This is a genomic window from uncultured Allobosea sp., from assembly GCF_945957345.1.
GTDB lineage: Bacteria > Pseudomonadota > Alphaproteobacteria > Rhizobiales > Beijerinckiaceae > Allobosea.
The window spans coordinates 1-16,987 of sequence record NZ_CAMFKW010000072.1 but is presented as its reverse complement, the minus strand read 5'-3'; the positions used below and the strand labels follow the sequence as shown (position 1 = coordinate 16,987).

General features: G+C 67.2%; 16 protein-coding genes. 6 read left to right on the top strand and 10 right to left on the bottom strand.

Annotated features, from left to right (window positions below; genetic code table 11):
- Nucleotides 1–299: CorA family divalent cation transporter (locus Q0Q36_RS23290; RefSeq protein ID WP_293801917.1), on the top strand; the 299-nt coding region annotated here is incomplete at its 5' end.
- Here Q0Q36_RS23290 and Q0Q36_RS23285 read toward each other — a convergent pair.
- From Q0Q36_RS23285 to Q0Q36_RS23270, 4 genes are all read right to left on the bottom strand, one after another.
- On the bottom strand, nucleotides 300–2,075 hold the full coding sequence (locus tag Q0Q36_RS23285; protein WP_293801915.1) for an SLC13 family permease: 1,776 nt from the start codon (nucleotides 2,073–2,075) through the stop codon (nucleotides 300–302).
- A 31-nt stretch (nucleotides 2,076–2,106) separates the two neighbouring features.
- Complete coding sequence (locus Q0Q36_RS23280; protein ID WP_293801913.1) at nucleotides 2,107–3,096, bottom strand: magnesium transporter CorA family protein; 990 nt, start codon at nucleotides 3,094–3,096, stop codon at nucleotides 2,107–2,109.
- A 103-nt stretch (nucleotides 3,097–3,199) separates the two neighbouring features.
- Nucleotides 3,200–4,060 (bottom strand): NAD(P)-dependent oxidoreductase, encoded by an 861-nt coding sequence (locus Q0Q36_RS23275; RefSeq protein WP_293801912.1) that lies wholly within the window; start codon nucleotides 4,058–4,060, stop codon nucleotides 3,200–3,202.
- Complete coding sequence (locus Q0Q36_RS23270) at nucleotides 4,044–4,925, bottom strand: SDR family NAD(P)-dependent oxidoreductase (RefSeq protein WP_293801909.1); 882 nt, start codon at nucleotides 4,923–4,925, stop codon at nucleotides 4,044–4,046. Before Q0Q36_RS23270 ends, Q0Q36_RS23275 begins: the two co-directional genes overlap by 17 nt.
- 80 nt (nucleotides 4,926–5,005) lie before the next feature.
- Between Q0Q36_RS23270 and Q0Q36_RS23265 the strand changes: the two genes are divergently transcribed.
- Nucleotides 5,006–5,800 (top strand): class I SAM-dependent methyltransferase, encoded by a 795-nt coding sequence (locus Q0Q36_RS23265; RefSeq protein WP_293801907.1) that lies wholly within the window; start codon nucleotides 5,006–5,008, stop codon nucleotides 5,798–5,800.
- 17 nt (nucleotides 5,801–5,817) lie between these two features.
- Here the strand turns inward: Q0Q36_RS23265 and Q0Q36_RS23260 are convergent, their stop codons facing one another.
- Nucleotides 5,818–7,593: an acyl-CoA dehydrogenase gene (locus tag Q0Q36_RS23260; RefSeq protein ID WP_293801905.1), complete on the bottom strand. Its 1,776-nt coding sequence runs from the start codon at nucleotides 7,591–7,593 to the stop codon at nucleotides 5,818–5,820.
- Between the two features lie 177 nt (nucleotides 7,594–7,770).
- On the opposite strand from Q0Q36_RS23260, the gene Q0Q36_RS23255 reads away from it, so the two are divergent.
- Together Q0Q36_RS23255 and Q0Q36_RS23250 are read left to right on the top strand one after the other, a co-directional pair.
- Entirely contained in the window at nucleotides 7,771–8,751 is a 981-nt protein-coding gene (locus tag Q0Q36_RS23255; protein WP_293801904.1) for an L-threonylcarbamoyladenylate synthase, read from the top strand.
- 84 nt (nucleotides 8,752–8,835) lie between these two features.
- Nucleotides 8,836–9,735 carry a LysR family transcriptional regulator gene (locus tag Q0Q36_RS23250; RefSeq protein ID WP_293801902.1) on the top strand — a complete coding sequence of 300 codons (900 nt, stop codon included), beginning with the start codon at nucleotides 8,836–8,838 and terminating at the stop codon, nucleotides 9,733–9,735.
- Between the two features lie 175 nt (nucleotides 9,736–9,910).
- Here Q0Q36_RS23250 and Q0Q36_RS23245 read toward each other — a convergent pair whose 3' ends face one another.
- Together Q0Q36_RS23245 and Q0Q36_RS23240 are read right to left on the bottom strand one after the other, a co-directional pair.
- On the bottom strand, nucleotides 9,911–10,897 hold the full coding sequence (locus Q0Q36_RS23245; RefSeq protein WP_293801900.1) for an MDR family oxidoreductase: 987 nt from the start codon (nucleotides 10,895–10,897) through the stop codon (nucleotides 9,911–9,913).
- A gap of 97 nt (nucleotides 10,898–10,994) precedes the next feature.
- Entirely contained in the window at nucleotides 10,995–12,227 is a 1,233-nt protein-coding gene (locus Q0Q36_RS23240; RefSeq protein WP_293801898.1) for an MFS transporter, read from the bottom strand.
- Between the two features lie 223 nt (nucleotides 12,228–12,450).
- On the opposite strand from Q0Q36_RS23240, the gene Q0Q36_RS23235 reads away from it, so the two are divergent.
- Together Q0Q36_RS23235 and Q0Q36_RS23230 are read left to right on the top strand one after the other, a co-directional pair.
- Entirely contained in the window at nucleotides 12,451–13,758 is a 1,308-nt protein-coding gene (locus Q0Q36_RS23235) for a cell wall hydrolase (RefSeq protein ID WP_293801897.1), read from the top strand.
- Between the two features lie 625 nt (nucleotides 13,759–14,383).
- A complete protein-coding gene (locus Q0Q36_RS23230; RefSeq protein WP_293801896.1) occupies nucleotides 14,384–14,977 on the top strand; it encodes a hypothetical protein in 594 nt (197 codons plus the stop codon).
- A gap of 353 nt (nucleotides 14,978–15,330) precedes the next feature.
- On the opposite strand, the gene Q0Q36_RS23225 is transcribed toward Q0Q36_RS23230, so the two are convergent.
- The 3 genes from Q0Q36_RS23225 to Q0Q36_RS23215 form a co-directional block, all read right to left on the bottom strand.
- Entirely contained in the window at nucleotides 15,331–15,597 is a 267-nt protein-coding gene (locus Q0Q36_RS23225; RefSeq protein WP_293801894.1) for a hypothetical protein, read from the bottom strand.
- Between the two features lie 8 nt (nucleotides 15,598–15,605).
- Nucleotides 15,606–15,875 carry a translation initiation factor IF-1 gene (gene infA / locus Q0Q36_RS23220; protein ID WP_061964687.1) on the bottom strand — a complete coding sequence of 90 codons (270 nt, stop codon included), beginning with the start codon at nucleotides 15,873–15,875 and terminating at the stop codon, nucleotides 15,606–15,608.
- Nucleotides 15,876–15,953: 78 nt separating this feature from the next.
- Nucleotides 15,954–16,987: DEAD/DEAH box helicase (locus Q0Q36_RS23215; RefSeq protein ID WP_293801890.1), on the bottom strand; the 1,034-nt coding region annotated here is incomplete at its 5' end.

Below are 16,987 nucleotides of genomic sequence, written 5' to 3'. Positions count from 1 at the left end.
ACGTGACCGACCATGTCCGCACCGTGCAGGAGAAGATCGACAGCCTGCGCGAGGTGCTGGCCTTCGCCTTCGAGGCGAGCCTGCTGGTCGGGCAGAGCCAGGAAAGCCTGATCACCAAGCGCCTGGCCTCCTGGGCCGCCATCCTGGCCGTGCCGACGGCGCTGGCAGGCATATACGGCATGAACTTCAAGAACATGCCGGAACTGGAGATGCAGTACGGCTATTACGTCGTGATCGGCGTGATCCTGACGTCCTGTGCCATCCTCTACTGGCGCTTCAAGCGGAATGGCTGGCTGTAGTCACCTGAGCGGCCAGACCAGCAGGATCATCGGCACCGCCAGCAGGATGACGATCAATGATAGCGGCGCGCCGAGCCGGGAATAATCGCTGAAGCGATAGCCGCCCGGCCCCATGACCAGCGTGTTGCACTGGTGGCCGATCGGCGTGAGGAAGTCGCATGCCGCGCCGATCGCCACCGCCATCAGGAAGGCATCGGGATTGTAGCCCAGGTTCTTGGCGAAGCCCGCGCCGATCGGCGCCATGACCAGCACCGTCGCGGCATTGTTGAGGAAGGGCGTCACCGCCATCGCCGCCACCAGGATGAGTGCTACCGCGGCCCAGCCGGGCAGCCCGCCGCCGATCATCGCCAGCCACGAGGCGAAGAGATCGGTGGTGCCTGTCGTCCGCAGGGAATCGGAAACCGGGATCAGCGCCGCCAGCATCAGCAGGATCGGCGCATCGATGTTGCGATAGGCCTCGCGCAAGGGCACGCAGCGGAAGGCGATTAGCAGCACCGCCGCAGCGAAGAAGACGAAGGGCACGGGAGCCAGCCCTGCCGCCAGCGCGACGATAGCGGCGAGCGCGATCGTCACGGTCAGCACGACGCGGCGCGTCGAGCCGAGCGGCACCAGCCGGTCGGCCAGCGGCAGCAGGGCGAGCTCCGAAAGCTTTTCCGGCAGCAGCTTCTCGTCGCCCTGGATCACGACGATGTCGCCGGCCCGCAAGCGGATGTCGCGCAGACGCTGGCTGAAGCGCTCGCCGGACCGGCTGATCGCGATCATGTTGACGCCGAAGCGGCTGTGCAGCGCGATATCGCCGGCCGACTGGCCGATCAACGTCGAATCCGGGCCGATGATCGCCTCGGCGATGCGGTCGGGATCGAGCGCATCGTCCTTCTGCGTCGGGCGGTCCTTGCCGGTGAGATCGAGCCCACCTTCGGCCACGACCCGCTCCAGAACAGCGGCATCGCCACGCAGCAGCAGGATGTCGCCAGCCTTGAGCGAGGCGTCCGGAAGCGGCGCCTGGACGCGGCGCTCGTTGCGCAGGATCGAGACGATCTCGATGCCTTCGCCGATCGCCTTGAGATCGGCGACCGTCTTGCCGGCGAGCGGCGATTTGCCGTTGAGCGTGGCTTCCGTCAGGTAGTCCTTGATGTCGATCGCCTGGTCGAGCGAGACGGCGCCGCGACGATCGCGCGGCAGCAGGCGATAGCCGACGCTCAAGAAGATGCAGCCGGCGACGGCCACAACGATGCCGACCGGGGCGAAGTCGAACATGCGGAAGGGCTCGCCGCCCAGCTCCTGCCGGACACGCGCGACAATGACGTTCGGCGAGGTGCCGACCAGCGTGACGATGCCCCCGAGCAGCGAGGCGAAGGCCATCGGCATCAGGAAGACCGAGGGCGATTTCCCGCTTTTGCGCGCGAGCTGGTAGGCGATCGGCAGCATCATCGCGAGCGCGCCGATATTCTTGATGATCGCCGACATCACCGCGACGACGAAGACCAGCAACGGCACCTGCAATTGCGTCGAGGTCAGGCCCGAGCCCAGTTTCGAGAACAGGCGCTCGATGATGCGCGAGCGTGCCACGGCGGCGCTGAGCACCAGCGCGCTGCCGACGATGATGACGATGTCGTCGGAGAAACCCTTGAAGGCATCGGCTGCCGGTACCAGCCCGAGCAGGACGGAGAGCAGCAGCGCCAGCATCGCGACGATGTCGTAGCGCAGCCGCCCCCACAGGAACGCGGCCATCATGCCGGCAACGAGAAGGACGGAGAAAATCTGCGGCTGAGTCATCCGGCCTTCAACGTATCGCGCGCCTCGTGGCTCACAGCCACTTCTTCCAGCGGAAGAACAAGTAGGGCAGCACCGCGAACAGGATCATCAGGCCGATCGCGAAGGGATAGCCCCACTGCCAGTCCAACTCCGGCATTGCCTTGAAGTTCATGCCGTAGATCGAGGCGATCAGCGTCGGCGGCATCAGCGCGACGGAGACGACCGAAAAGAGCTTGATGATCTTGTTCTGCTCGATCGAGACGAGGCCGAGCGTGGCATCCATCATGAACTGCAGCTTGTTCGACAGGAAGGCGGCGTGCTCCTCGATCGCCTGCACGTCGCGCACCGCGGAGCGCCATTCCGCCGAGAATCCGGTCTGCGCCTTCTTCGGGCGGGTGTAATTGGCAGACAGGAAAAGCAGCACGCGCTCGACTGTCATCATGCTCTCGCGGACGTTCGAGATGATGTGCTCGTGCTGGCCGATCCGCTGGATCACGACCTGGTAGACCCCGCCCTGTTCGACATCCTGGGCGCGCCCGGAAAAGATGCGGCGCGAGGCCATGTCGACCTTGTCGCCGACGCCGCGCAGCACCTCGGCCGCGCGGTCGACGATCGCCTCGATCAGCCCGTCGAGCACCGCTTCCGGCTGCGGGCCGCAGCCGCCGGACTTGCTGGCGCGGTTCAGGAAGATGTTGAAGGCGCCGGGCTCGTCATAGCGCACCGTCACCAGCGCCTTGTCGGTCAGGATGAAGGTGACATCCGCCAGCTTGGGAACGACGGTGTCGGACTGGCAGATCACCCGCGCGGTCATGTAGCGCGCGCCGTTCTCGGTATAGATGATCTCGGACGGCTCGAGGTCGTGCATCTCCTCGCGCGTCGGGATCGAGATGCCCAGATGCTTCTCGACCCGCCGATCTTCTTCCGGCGTCGGGTTGAGCAGGTCGATCCAGACGACGTCCTCTGGAAACTCCCCCTCCGCACCGAGCGTACCGGGGCGGAGCTTGTCGCGCGAATCGGGGCAAGTGCCGTGGATCGTCAGCATGGGCGCGAATCTCGCTGCACGGTCGGGATGGAAGCCGGCAGGAACTCCGATCCGCGCCGCGAGTCAAACCGATGACGGCGCGGATCGAAGCATGGCCGCGGCGTCACACCCCGCCCTTGACGCCCTGCGGCGGCAGGCTGTCGGCCGGCACGAAGAAATCCGGCATCAAAGGCACCGACGGGTCGACGCGGTACGGGCTGAAATCGGTGACGCCCTCGCCCGCCATGAAGCTATCGTCGATCAGGAAATTGCCGGAGAATTCGCGGGAGGGCTTCGAGAAGATCAGATGGGCGGCGTCGGCGAGGATCTCGGGCGTGCGGCTCGCCTGCACCATCTTGTCGCCGCCGAGCAGGTTCTGGACGGCAGCGGTTGCGATCGTGGTGCGCGGCCAGAGCGCGTTGACCGCGATGCCCTGGCGCGCCAGCTCGCCGGCGAGGCCGAGCACGCACAGGCTCATGCCGTATTTCGCGATGGAATAGGCCAGATGCGGCGCGAACCACTGCGTCTTCATGTCGAGCGGCGGCGAGAGCATCAGGATGTGCGGGTTCTCGGCCTTCGCCAGATGCGGAATGGCGTATTTCGAGACCATGAAGGTGCCGCGCGTGTTGATCTGGTGCATCAGATCGAAGCGCTTCATGTCGGTCGTCTGCGTGTTGCTGAGCTGGATCGCGCTGGCATTGTTCACGACGATGTCGATGCCGCCGAAGGTCTCGGCCGTCTTGGCGATGGCCTCGGCGACGCTCCGCTCGTCGCGAACATCGACCATCAAAGGCAGGCATTTGCCGCCGGCTGCCTCGATCTCGGCGGCGGAGGTGTAGATCGTGCCGGGAAGTTTCGGATGCGGCTCCGCCGTCTTGGCGGCGATGGTGACGTTGGCGCCGTCCCGCGCCGCCCGGAGCGCGATGGCCAGGCCAATGCCGCGCGAGCCGCCGGTGATGAAAAGTGTCTTACCCTTGAGCGACATCGCCGCCTCCCTGTTCGTTGTCGATGACGTAGCGGGCCGGCTGCGAGCCATCCCGGTCGGTGAAGCCATAGGCGCGGGCGAGATCGGCGACGTGCAGCACGCGCCCGGTATGACGCGCGACGGCTGGGTCGGCAGCGAGCGCCGCGACGGCACGGCCGGCATAGAGCGGGGTTTCGGTCGTCGCGGCGGCAAGGCCGGCGTCGCGGACGCGCTCGGTCAGGACATGGCCGGGCGAGAGGCCGAGCACGCTGACGCCGAAGGGCTTCAGCTCCTGCGCCATCGCGAAGCTCAGGCGGTTCATCGCCGCCTTGGCGAGATCGTAGAAGACATCGCCGAGATAGCTGCCGCCCATGTCGAAGCTTAGCGTGACGATGAGGCCGGAGCGGGCCTGCACCATCGCCGGCGCAACAGCCCGCGCCAGCAACAACTGGGCATAGACTCCGCTCTCGAAGCTCTCGCCCAGCCTTGCCGTCGGGCGGCGCCAGAACGGCGTGCCGAAGCCTGAGCCGTCGGGATAGCGCTCGCCGTCATAGCCTTCATTGCCGCCCCAGACCGCATCGACGACACAGTCGAGCCGGCCGAAGCGACGCAAGGCCCAGGCGACGAGTCCGTCGACATCGCGCTCGCTGGTGTGGTCGCAGCGATAGGGATAGCCCTTGCCGCCGGCCGCCTCGACCTCGCGGGCGGTGTCCTCGAAGGTCTCCAGGCGCTGATCGGTGCGCGGGCCGGCCTCGCTGGAGCGGCCGGTGACGATGACGGTTGCGCCAGCCTCGCCCAAGGCTTTGGCGATGCCGCGCCCGAGCCCTCGCGAGGCGCCCGCGACGAGGCAGATGCGGCCGGAAAGGGACGGATGGGCGGTGGTCATGGGCAGCCCCGACGAATCGCCGCTGGCCATGGCCGGCCCACTGCTCTATAGCCCCGCTCCCCTCGCCACGGAGCAGCACCATGGACAGCACCGATGTCGCCGCCTGCTGGGAGGCCAATGCCGAGACATGGACCCGGCATGCGCGGGCCGGATACGATCTCTACCGTGACGGACTGAATACCCCGGTCTTCCTGGCGAACCTGCCGGATATCGCGGGGCTCGACGGCCTCGATATCGGCTGCGGCGAAGGCTCGAACACGCGCAAGCTCGCCGAGGCCGGCGGGCGCATGACCGCCGTCGACATCGCGCCGACCTTCCTTCGCCATGCGCAGGAGGCGGAAGCCGCTGCGCCGCTCGGCATCGACTACCGGTTCGGCGACGGCACCGCCCTGCCCTTCCCGGACGCGCAGTTCGACTTCGCGACGGCCTTCATGTCGCTGATGGACATGCCGTTCCAGGACAAGGCGCTGGCGGAAGCGGCGCGCGTGCTGAAGCCCGGCGGTTTCCTGCAGTTCTCGATCCTGCATCCCTGCTTCGCGCCGCCCTATCGCAAGGTGCTGCGCGACGATGCCGGCCAAATCCGCGCGATCGAGGTTGGCCGCTATTTCGACGGCGTCGACGGCGAGATCGAGACCTGGCGCTTCGGCGCCGCGCCGGCCGCAGTCAAGGCCAGCGTCGAGCCCTTCCGCGTGCCGCGCTTCCATCGCACGCTGAGCCAATGGGTGGCGATGATCGTCGCTGCCGGGCTCACGATCGAGCACATGGCCGAGCCGCATGTCGATGCCGAGACGGCGAAGGCCATCCCCTATCTCGCCGACACGCATATCGTCCCGCTCTTCCTGCATGTCCGCGCCCGGAAGGCTGCGACGGCCTGAACGGCGCGCCGCTACGCTCACGCGGCGAAGACCGCGGCCGCATCGGCAATGGCGCCGGCGCCCTCCGTCACCGCGAGTTCGAGAGCCGGGGCCTCGGTCGCGATGCATTCGGCATAGAAGCGGGCGGTGGCGAGATCGGCGGTGCTCTCGGCTTCCGAGCGGGTGGCGAGAGCCTTCTTCGCCAGTCCCGTGCCACCCTGCGCCAGCGCGAAGAGCTTGAGATAGGGCGTGGCACCGGCCAGCGCGTCGGCCGGCTTGTTGCCGATCGCTCCCAGCATCCATTCCGTGGCGCGTTCGAGTGAATCCACGGCGGCGCCGAGACGCGCGGCGGCATGGCCGAAGCCCGGATTATTGGCGCGCTCGACCTCGGCGACGATGCCGCGCATTTCGGCGATCAGGGCATGGACCGCATCGCCCTGCGACAGCGGCAGCTTGCGGGTGACGAGGTCGATCGCCTGGATGCCATTGGTGCCTTCGTAGATCGCGGCGATGCGGGCATCGCGCAGATGCTGGGCTGCGCCGGTCTCCTCGACGAAGCCCATGCCGCCATGGACCTGCACGCCGGTCGAGGCGACGTCGATGCCGATATCCGTCGCGTAGGCCTTGGCGATCGGGGTGAGGATCGCGGCGCGCTCGGACGCCGCCTTGCGCCTGGCCTCATCGGTCTCGCGATGCGAGCGGTCGAGCGCCTCGGCGACCTGATAGGAGATGGCGCGCGCGCCTTGCGTCTTGGCGCGCATGTCCATCAGCATGCGGCGCACGTCGGGGTGGACGATGATCGGGCTCATGGGGGCGCCCTTTGGCGCATCGAGCGCCGCGCCCTGCTTGCGCTCATGAGCGAAGGCGAGCGCCTGTTGATAGGCGCGCTCGGCAATGGCGACGCCCTGCAACGCGACATTGAGGCGGGCGTTGTTCATCATCGTGAACATGCAGGCGAGGCCGCGATTCTCCTCGCCGATCAGCCAGCCGATCGCCCCGCCATTGTCGCCGAAGGCCATCGAGCAGGTCGGCGAGGCATGGATGCCGAGCTTGTGCTCGATGCCGGAGCAGCGCAGGTCGTTATGCGCGCCGAGCGATCCATCGGCATTGACCATGAATTTCGGCACGAGGAAGAGCGAGATGCCGCGCGTGCCGGGAGGAGCGTCGGGCAGACGCGCCAGCACGAGATGCACGATGTTCTCGGTCAGATCGTGCTCGCCATAAGTGATGAAGATCTTTTGGCCGGTGATGCGGTAGGTGCCGTCGCCGACGCGCTCGGCCTTGCTGCGGAGCGCGTTGAGGTCGGAGCCGGCCTGCGGTTCGGTCAGGTTCATCGTGCCCATCCACTCGCCGGAGACGAGCTTGGCGAGATAGGTCTCCTTCAGGTGATCGGAGCCATGGGCATGGAGCGCCTCGATCGCGCCGACCGTCAGCAACGGGCCGAGCGCGAAGGCAAAGGCGGCCGAATTCCACATCTCGATGCAGGCCGATTGCAGCAGCGTCGGCAGGCCCTGCCCGCCATAGGCTTCCGGCGCCGGCAGCGCGTTCCAGCCGGCCTCGGCCCAGGCCTTGTAGGCTTCCTTCCAGCCTGGCGGGGTGGTGACGGCGCCGTCCTTGAGCTTCGAGCCGTTGAGATCACCCACGCGGTTCAGCGGCGCGATCACGTCGGCGGCGAATTTCGCGGCCTCGTCGAGCACGGCTTCCGCCATGCCGCCATCAAGCTCCGGCGCCAGCCCGTCCGCGATCAGCCGGTCGAGGCCCGCGACATGGCGCATGGTGGAGAGCATGTCCGAAACCGGGGCGCGATAGCTCATAATCGTCTCTCCCTGAGGCCGGCGCTTGCCCTAGAAGGCAGCCGCAGCCTGCATTTGCCGTTGCCGCGATGGTAGCGAGGAACTATCGCCTAAGCCACGCGCAAGCGAGCGCGACCTTCGTCCCGTGCCGCGCCCATCAGTTAGTTTATATATAAACCATAATCGGTCAATCGCGTCTTGAACCAGCCCCTGCCCGCCTCCCGCCCAACGAAGCTTCTTGCTGCCGATACCTCCGGTATCGCCGAGGCAGCGGCGCTGCTGCGCGCGGGCGGGCTCGTCGCGATGCCGACCGAGACGGTCTACGGGCTTGCGGCCGATGCAACCTCGGGCACGGCGGTCGCCGGCATCTACGCCGCCAAGGAGCGGCCGAGCTTCAATCCGCTGATCTCGCACCTGCCTGATCTCGCAAGCGCGCGCCGTCAGGGCCTGTTCGATGCGAATGCGCTGGCGCTGGCGCAAGCTTTCTGGCCGGGGCCATTGACGCTGGTCGTTCCGGCTTCGTCAGGCTGCACCGTGAGCGATCTGGCGCGGGCCGGGCTTCCGTCCGTCGCGCTGCGCGTTCCAGCACACCCGGTCGCACATGCCGTGCTGGAAGCGGCCGGGCGACCGATCGCGGCACCTTCCGCCAATCGCTCCGGCCGGATCAGCGCGACCAGCGCCGCCCATGTAATAGCCGATCTCGAAGGCCGTATCGACGCCATCCTCGACGCTGGCCCGACCGAGGTCGGCGTGGAATCGACCATCGTCGCCTGCCTCGACGGCGCGCCGCGCTTGCTCCGTCCCGGCGGGGTACCACGCGAAGCGATCGAGCATGTCATCGGCCGTCCCTTGGTCATCGCGGGCGATGCTGGCCATGCCCCGATCTCGCCAGGCATGCTCGCCTCGCATTACGCGCCGGCGGCGCGGGTCAGGCTCGACGCGGAAGCTCCGGAAGGAGGCGAGGCCTGGCTCGGTTTTGGACCCGAGGGGCGCGAGTACCCCGCCTCGCTCAACCTCAGCCCGAGCGGCGACCTGCGCGAGGCTGCCGCCCATCTCTTCGGCTATATGCGCCGGCTCGACGAGATGGGAAGAAAGACCATTGCGGTCGCCCGCATTCCCGAGCATGGGCTCGGCGAAGCGATCAACGACCGTCTGCGGCGTGCGGCGGCGCCGCGCTGAACCCCGCTCTCCTGGATTTGAACTCCTCCAGCTTGCATCATTGCAAGATATCGGCTTGCGTGCCCGCAGGAGGACGCGTCGCCGATGAATGCCAAGCTCGCCTGGGACGATTTCCGGCTGATCAAGGCTATTGCCGATCATGACGGGCTGACCGGAGCTGCTGCCGCGCTCTCGGTCAATCATTCGACGGTGTTCCGGCGGCTCGGCCAGATCGAGGAGCTCGTCGGCCTGCCGCTCTTCGAGCGGCGCAAGACCGGCTATGTCGCGACCGTGGCCGGAGCCGAGATGGCGGCGCTGGCGAGCCGGATGGATGAGGACGTCACCGCCTTCGCCCGTCGTCTCGCCGGGCGGGATGTCGCTCCATCCGGCGAATTGCGGATCACCACGACCGATACGCTCTACCAGAACGTGCTGCTGCCGATCTTCGCGGCCTTCCGCAAGGCGCATCCGCTGATCCGGCTCGATGTCGTGATCGGCAACCAGGCGCTCAACCTGTCGAAGCGCGACGCCGATATCGCGATCCGCGCAAGCGACACGCCCGGCGAAACGCTCGTCGGCCGGCGCATCGCCACCATCGCCTGGGCGATCTATGGCCGCACGGCGGACGGCATCACGCCCGAGGAGGAAGCGGGCCCCGCCCTGCTCTACCAGCGCGACTGGGTCGCGCTCGGCGACCAGCTCTCGCATGTGAAGGCGGCCCGCTTCGTGCGCGAGCATGTCGCGCCGGAACGGATCGCGCTGAAGAGCTCGGCCGTTCTGGGCATCGCCGAGGCGGTCGCGCAGGGCCTCGGCATCGGACCATTGCCCTGCTTCATCGCCGACCAGCGGTTGGACCTGATGCGGCTCCTGCCGCCCAATACGGATTTCGCGACAGGGCTCTGGGTGCTCACCCATCCCGATATCCGGCATGTGCCGCGCGTGCGCGCCTTCATGGATTTCTGCAGCAACGAGCTCGCGCGGCAGCGGTCGCTGTTCGAGGGCTAAGGGCGCTCTCGGAGCTGAGCCCGGAACCCGTAAACACGAGATGGCTACAGCTCGTCATGCTCGCCCTTGTGGCGAGCATCCACGTCTTGAACACCGCACTGCAGCGATGAAGACGTGGTTGGTCGGGACAAGCCCGACCATGACGGAAGCAATGGCGACGTGGTCCCGTGCGGCCTCAGCCGATCTCGACGACGACGCGGCCCTTCACCTTGCCCTCGACGATGGCCTTGCCCGTCTCGATCACCGCCTCCAGCGGAATCGTCGTGGTGATCAGGGCGAGCTTGTCGCGATCGAGGTCGCTGGCGAGGCGCTGCCAGGCTTCGATCCGGCGCGGCTTCGGGCACATCACCGAATCGACGCCCAGCAGGGCGACGCCGCGCAGGATGAAGGGCGCGACAGAGGCCGGCAGGTCCATGCCCTGCGCGAGCCCACAGGCGGCAATGGCGCCGCCGTATTTCGTCATCGAGAGCAGGTTCGCGAGGGTATGAGAGCCGACGGCGTCCACGCCGGCAATCCAGCGCTCCTTGCCGAGCGGGCGGCCGGGTACGGATAGCTCGTTACGGTCGATGATCTCGGCCGCGCCGAGGCTCTTGAGGTAATCGGCCTCCTCGGCCCGGCCGGTCGAGGCGATGACGTGCCAACCGGCCTTCGCCAGCAAGGCGATCGCGACCGAGCCCACGCCGCCAGCCGCACCGGCGACGACGATCGGGCCATCGGAAGGCTTCAGGCCGTGCTTCTCGAGCGCGAGCACGCAGAGCATGGCGGTATAGCCGGCCGTGCCGATCGCCATCGCCTCGGCGGGGGTGAGTCCTTCCGGCAGCGGCACGAGCCAGTCGCCTTTGACCCGGCTCTTCTGGGCGTAGGCGCCGAGATGGGTCTCGCCGGTACCCCAGCCATTGAGGACGACGAGGTCGCCCGGCTTGAAATCGGGATGGTCGGAGGTCTCGACCCGGCCGGCGAAGTCGATGCCGGGGATCATCGGCCAGCGGCGCACCACCGGCGCCTTGCCGGTAACCGCGAGCCCATCCTTGTAGTTCACCGTCGAATGGGTGACGCGGACGGTGACGTCGCCCTCCATCAGGTCACTCTCGGCGAAATCGGTGAAGGCGAGGTTCGGCCCGGTCTCGCTCTTGGTCGCCACGAGGGCCTTGAACGTCGTCATCACCATCTCCGAAACCTGTAAACACGAAGGCCGACAAGGTCGCAGCGGCGTGGCGCCACCGCAACCCCATCGGCCGTGTATAGACGCGTCTTCCCGATCAGGCGGGCTGCGCTTCCGGCCTCTGCACCGGGCGCTCGACGATCGGCAGGTTGATCAGGGCCGAGGCGACGCCGAGCGCGACCGAGAGCCACCAGACGAACTGGTAGTTGCCCATCGATTCGTAGAGCACGCCGCCGAGCCAGACCCCAAGGAAGCCGCCGACCTGATGCGAGAAGAAGGCGAAGCCATAGAGCATCGCCATGTACTTGGTGCCGAACATCAGCATGACCAACGACGAGGTCGGCGGCACGGTCGAGAGCCAGAACAGGCCGATGACGACGCCGAAGGTGATCGCGGTCGTCGGGCTCGGCGGCAGCAGGATGAAGGCGGCGATCGCGACCGCACGGCCGAGATAGATCCAGGCCAGGAGATGGCGCTTCGGCATCCGCGTCGAAAGCCAGCCCGAGGAGAGCGAACCGACCGCATTGGCGAGGCCGATAACGGCGAGCGTCCAGCCGCCGACCCAGGCCGGCAGGCCGGCGTCCTTGAGATAGGCCGGCATATGCACGGTGATAAAGGCGAGCTGGAAGCCGCAGGTGAAGAAGCCGAGCACGAGCAGGACGTAGCTGCGGTGCTTGAAGGCCTCGCCCAGCGCCTGCACGATCGTTTGGTTCGGTGCATTGGCCGCGGCGGCGCCTGCCGCGGCGCCGGTCTTGCGGGTGGCCATGACGATCGAGATCGGCAGGATCGGCAGCAGCGTGAAGGCGAAGACCACCAGCGCCTGCTGCCAGCCCAGCGTGTCGATCAGGATGTTGCCGATCGGCGGGAAGAGAAACTGGCCGAAGGAGCCGGCGGCCGTGCCGGCGCCGAAGGCCATCGGCCTCCACTGCTCCGGCAGCAGCTTGCCGAAGGCGGCGAGCACGAGGTTGAACGAACAGGCCGAGAGACCGAAGCCGATCAGCACACCGGCGCCGAGATGGAGCTGCAGCGGCGACGTCGCATAGGCCATCGTCACGAGACCAGCGGCATAGAGCAACGCGCCGACACAGAGCACGCGCACCGTGCCGTAACGGTCCGCGATCGCGCCGGCGAAAGGCGCGCCGAGGCCCCAGAGCAGGTTCTGGATCGCCAGCGCCAGGCTGAAGGTATCGCGGCCCCAATGGAACTGGACCGTCATCGGGATCTGGAAGAGGCCGGCGCTGGCCCGGGGACCGAAAGTGATCAGGGCGATCAGGCAGCCGGCCGCGACGATGATCTCCGGAGCATAGCTGCGCGCTGGAGTGGACGTCATGGATGTCTCCGAAGCATCGAATGTGTGGCTACACGTTAGCGCCCTGCCCCGACGGCAACCAGCGCGATTTCGTGAAATCTCGCATCACGGCGGCACATGGAAGGCAAGAGGCGGGCTCGCCGTTAACCGCCGCTCAACCTTACCGAGGTGATAACGGATTCCAACGAAGGCGCGCGAGTCGGCTGCGCTTTTCGTTCCGTGCGATCGGGACGGGTGTGTCGCTTTGAGTCACTGGCGTGTGCACAGGCATGGGCGGAAGGCGCGCCCCCTCGGCATCAAATGGGCCGCGAGCACTGTCGCGCCCTGGGCCCTGTCCGTCGGCATGCTGGTTTCCTTCACCGCTTCGGCGGGCCAGAATTTCGGCCCGACCGGCCTGCCCTCCAGTGCTATTCCCCGCGTCGCACCCGGCCCGGTCTCGGAACTGGCCGAGGGCCCTTCGATGCTGGTGGCGGCGAGCGCCTTCCGGCTGCCCGGTCTCGCGCTGACCTCGGCCGTCACGCAGGCGAAGCTCTCCTTCGAGGACCCCGAGCGACGCATCGTCGTCGATCCGCGCGCACCGCGCGAGGACATGAAACGCTCCGCCGCGACCGTCTTCCCCGAGGTCGACCGTACCGCCAAGGGCGACATGCTGCCGAGCCTGCGGCCGGGCCTTTCCGAACACACTTCCGTCGAGCTCGAACATGTGGTCTTCGGCGACACCCAACCGAAACTGATCTCGGGCGGTTTCTCGATCGACGCGATGCGCGCGGCCGAGGCCGTCGACGGGCCGCAGACCGGATTCGAGCCCTATGCCAACGAGGAAGGGTTGACCGATCCGGCCTTGTCGGATTCCTCGCCTGTTTCGCCGTTCAAGCCGAAGATCCTGTCCGCGCGGCAGGCTGAGCTGCATCTCGAAAGCATTGACGGCTCCTCGCCATCGGTCCCGAAGGCCAGCCAAACCTCATCCTCGACGCCGCTGGTCGGCTCGGTCATGGGGACGCTGACGCCGCCGGCACTGCCCGCCCATTCCGCCCCGCAGCAGCGCGGGCGGATCGCGCTGGCCTCGGCGCCGGCCAATCGCGACCTGCGCCTCTCCGAACCCGGCGTGAAACAGGACTACACCAGCCTGATCGTCCCCGAAAACATGGCAAAGGAACAGCGCTGCCTCGCGGAGGCCGTCTATTTCGAGGCCCGGTCCGAATCGCTTCAGGGCCAGGCGGCCGTAGCGCAAGTGGTGCTGAACCGCGTGAAGAGCGGGCTTTATCCGAGCAGCGTCTGCGGCGTGGTCTATCAGAACAGCAACCGCTACCTCGCCTGCCAGTTCACGTTCACCTGCGAAGGCAAGTCGCTGCGCATCACCGAGCCCGCCTCCTGGCGCGACGCGGTCAGGATCGCGCGCGAGGTCTATGACGGCACGACCTATCTGCCGGAAGTCGGCGCCTCGACCCACTATCACGCGAATTACGTGCGGCCTTACTGGGCGAAGCGGCTAAAGAAGATGGACACGATCGGCCAGCACGTCTTCTATCAGTTGCGGCCGGGGCAGACCTGATTAGCGTCAACGCCGGGTGGCTCCGTCCAGCCTCAATGCCGTCAGTGAAGCGGGATGACGGGCCAGTGCAGGGGTTACCCGAACAGGAAATGCCAGGCGCCGTAGCCGATCACACCGATCCAGCCCAGCGTCACGACGGCCGTGAGAGCGAGGTAGAGCACGACGAACGCGTTGTCCTTGGGAACGCTCATGAGACCTTCCGGAGAACGTGCGGACCACTCTCGCGAGCGCCCGGATCAGCCCGAAAGCTACGCGGCGTGAGGTTGGGCCGAGCCTCACAGGCATCCTAGCCAAGCAAATCCGGTGCCGGCGTCATCCGTTCGAAGGGTACGCCGCATCGATGCATCACCCGCGGAACCAGGGCCGATCAGGGGCAAGCTCTTGCGGAAGCCGGCTCCCACCGTTAATGGATCGCGCGCTCCCCACCGCTTGCCCTGCCGGTTTCTCGGAAGCTAAAAATCGAGCGTTTTCCTTTACTTGAGCGCAATCTGCGTGAATGCGCCCGGCAGCGGCCAGTTGGTTAATTTTACCTTGTTTTAGCGTTTACCTTGCGTTCTTCACTTCGAGCGGGCTTCCTGTCTCCAACGAACGGCGCTCGACGCCGGAACCGACAGGTCAGGCCACCATGCTGCGCTCGCTTTCGTCAGGGATCATCACCGCTTCCAGCCTCGCCGCCGCGCTTGTGCTCGGCGCCTCGGCTGCTCAGGCCGGCGGCGGTTGCCGCGGCTCCGCCTGTTACAACCTCGTCGCCACCCCGCCGGTCTACGGCACCATCGACGAGACCTATCAGGTCCGTCCGGCCCAGGTGCAACGCCGCGTCGTCCCCGCCGAGTACGAGACCGTCACCGATAACGTGATGATCGCGCCGGAGCAGCGCATCCCGCATCACCGCGCCGCCGTCTACGAGACCGTGACCGAGAAGGTGCTGGTCGCGCCGGCCACCCGCCGCTGGGAAGTGACCCGCGACGCCTGGGGCAACACGGTCGGCTGCTGGGTCGATGTGCCCGCCCGCTACGGCTACCAGAGCCGCCGCGTCGAAGTTTCCCCGGCCACCGTCGATTACGAGACGATCCCGGCCGTCTACACGCAGCGTCAGCGTCAGGTGATGGTGCGTCCGACCCAGGTCGTGCGGGACGAGATCCCCGCCGTCTACGAGACCCGGCAGCGCCAGGTGATGGTCAGCCCCGGCTCGCAGTATTGGTCCCGCTCCCGCTACTGAGCGGGCCCGGCAGAGTTTCATGTAGACCCTTTTATACCCACGGAACGACCACTTTCACCCCGGCCCTCGCGCCGGGGTTTTTTCTTGGGCGGTTTCCCCGGAGCGGTCGTCATTCCCGGGGGCAAACCTGGAAACCCCACGAGCACGACGCTGTTCCAATTGCCGTCATGCTCGCCCTCGTGGCGAGCATCCACGTCTTGAACACCGCATTGCAGGACGAAAGACGTGGACGGCCGGGACAAGCCCGACCATGACGATTCTGGAATCACGTCGCGTTCATGGGTTCCGGGCTCTTCGCTATCGCGAAGTCCCAGAATGACGGCGGAGCGTAATGTGACGTGGAGAGAGCCCGCTCAGGCGAATTTGGCGCCGAGCAGGACGATGCAGACGCCGACGACGAAGGCGAGAAAGCGGGCGGGCATGCCGACCAGCGTGCCGGGCGAGCGGCCTGCGGCATAACCGGCGACCAGCTCGACGAGCCCCAGGCCGATCAGTACGATAGCGAAGGGCGGCAAGGCGCCGTTGGGCGCCACGAAGCCGGCCTTGACGGCATAGGCGACGACAGCACCGAGGACGGCGCCCAGCGCGACGAACAGGAGCTCGTTTCGCGACAGGCGCATCGCGTCGATCAGCGCCGGCGGAAGTTCTGGCGCGGCGGGCCGCCCGGAGCCGGACCAGCCGTCTTCTGACGGAAATTGATGCGGCCGCGATCGAGGTCGTAAGGCGACATCTCGACGATGACACGGTCGCCCGCGATGGTGCGGATGCGGTTCTTCTTCATCTTGCCGGCAGCATAGGCCAGGATGATGTGCTCGTTGTCGAGCTTCACCCGGTAGTTGCCGTCCGGGAGCACCTCGACCACGGTGCCGTCGAATTCAAGCAGTTCTTCTTTCGCCATCTGTCGTCCTTCGTGAGCCCTAGGGCGCGTGGGCGAGCCATCGTAAGGGAGGCTCGCCCGATTCTGGTCGATCGCGCGTCAGCGCGCGCGCCGCCGGGCGCCGTTGGTGCGTGGTTGCTGTGTTCTTTGCTGCAAGAACGCGACGCCGCCAAGCCCTTCTTTTGCGGAAACGCCGTCTTTTCGCTGCGCCGCCTGCTCAGGGCGCGGGCTCCGCTCGGGGTGACGCGGGCGCTCGTGACGCTCCTGGCGCGGAGCGCCATTGGCCGGCTGGTTGCGATGGCCGCCCTCAACGGGCTTGCCGCCGCGCGGCTGCTGACCCTGCGGCCGGGCCTGCTGCTGGCCCTGCGGGCGATTGCCCTGCTGGTCCTGCGGGCGGGCACCTTGCTGGCCCTGCGGGCGGGCACCTTGCTGGCCCTGCGGGCGGCCTTGGCCGCGTCCGCCGCCGTTCTGCTGCTGGCCACGCCCGCCGCCGCGCTGGTTCTGCGGCGGCTTCTTCGGCGTGCGGCCGTCCCAGTAGGGAACCGCGCCGATCGGGGTGATCGCGACCTTGGTCAGCTTCTCGATGGCGGCGAGATCGCCACGCTCTTCCGGCGTGCAGAAGGCGATGGCGATGCCGGCCGCGCCGGCACGCGCCGTGCGGCCGATGCGGTGGACATAGGTCTCCGGCACGTTCGGCAGGTCGAAATTCACGACATGGCTGATGCCGTCGACGTCGATGCCGCGGGCAGCGATGTCGGTGGCGACGAGGATGCGCAGCGAACCGTCGCGGAAGGCGCCGAGCGCCCGCTCACGCTGGCCCTGGCTCTTGTTGCCGTGGATTGCGGCCGCCTCGATGCCGGAGGTGCCGAGCTGGCGCACCACCTTGTCGGCACCGTGCTTGGTGCGGGTGAAGACGATGGCGCGCTCGAGCTCGGGCACGTTCAGCGTCTTCGCCAGCAGCGCCGGCTTGTCGCCGGGCTCCGTGAAGATCACGCGCTGGTCGATCTTCTCGGCGGTGGTCGCGACCGGCGCCACCGCGACCTCGACCGGATCGGTGAGGTAGGCGGAAGCGATGTCGCGGATCGGCTTCGGCATGGTCGCCGAGAAGAGCAGCGTGTGGCGCTCCTTCGGGA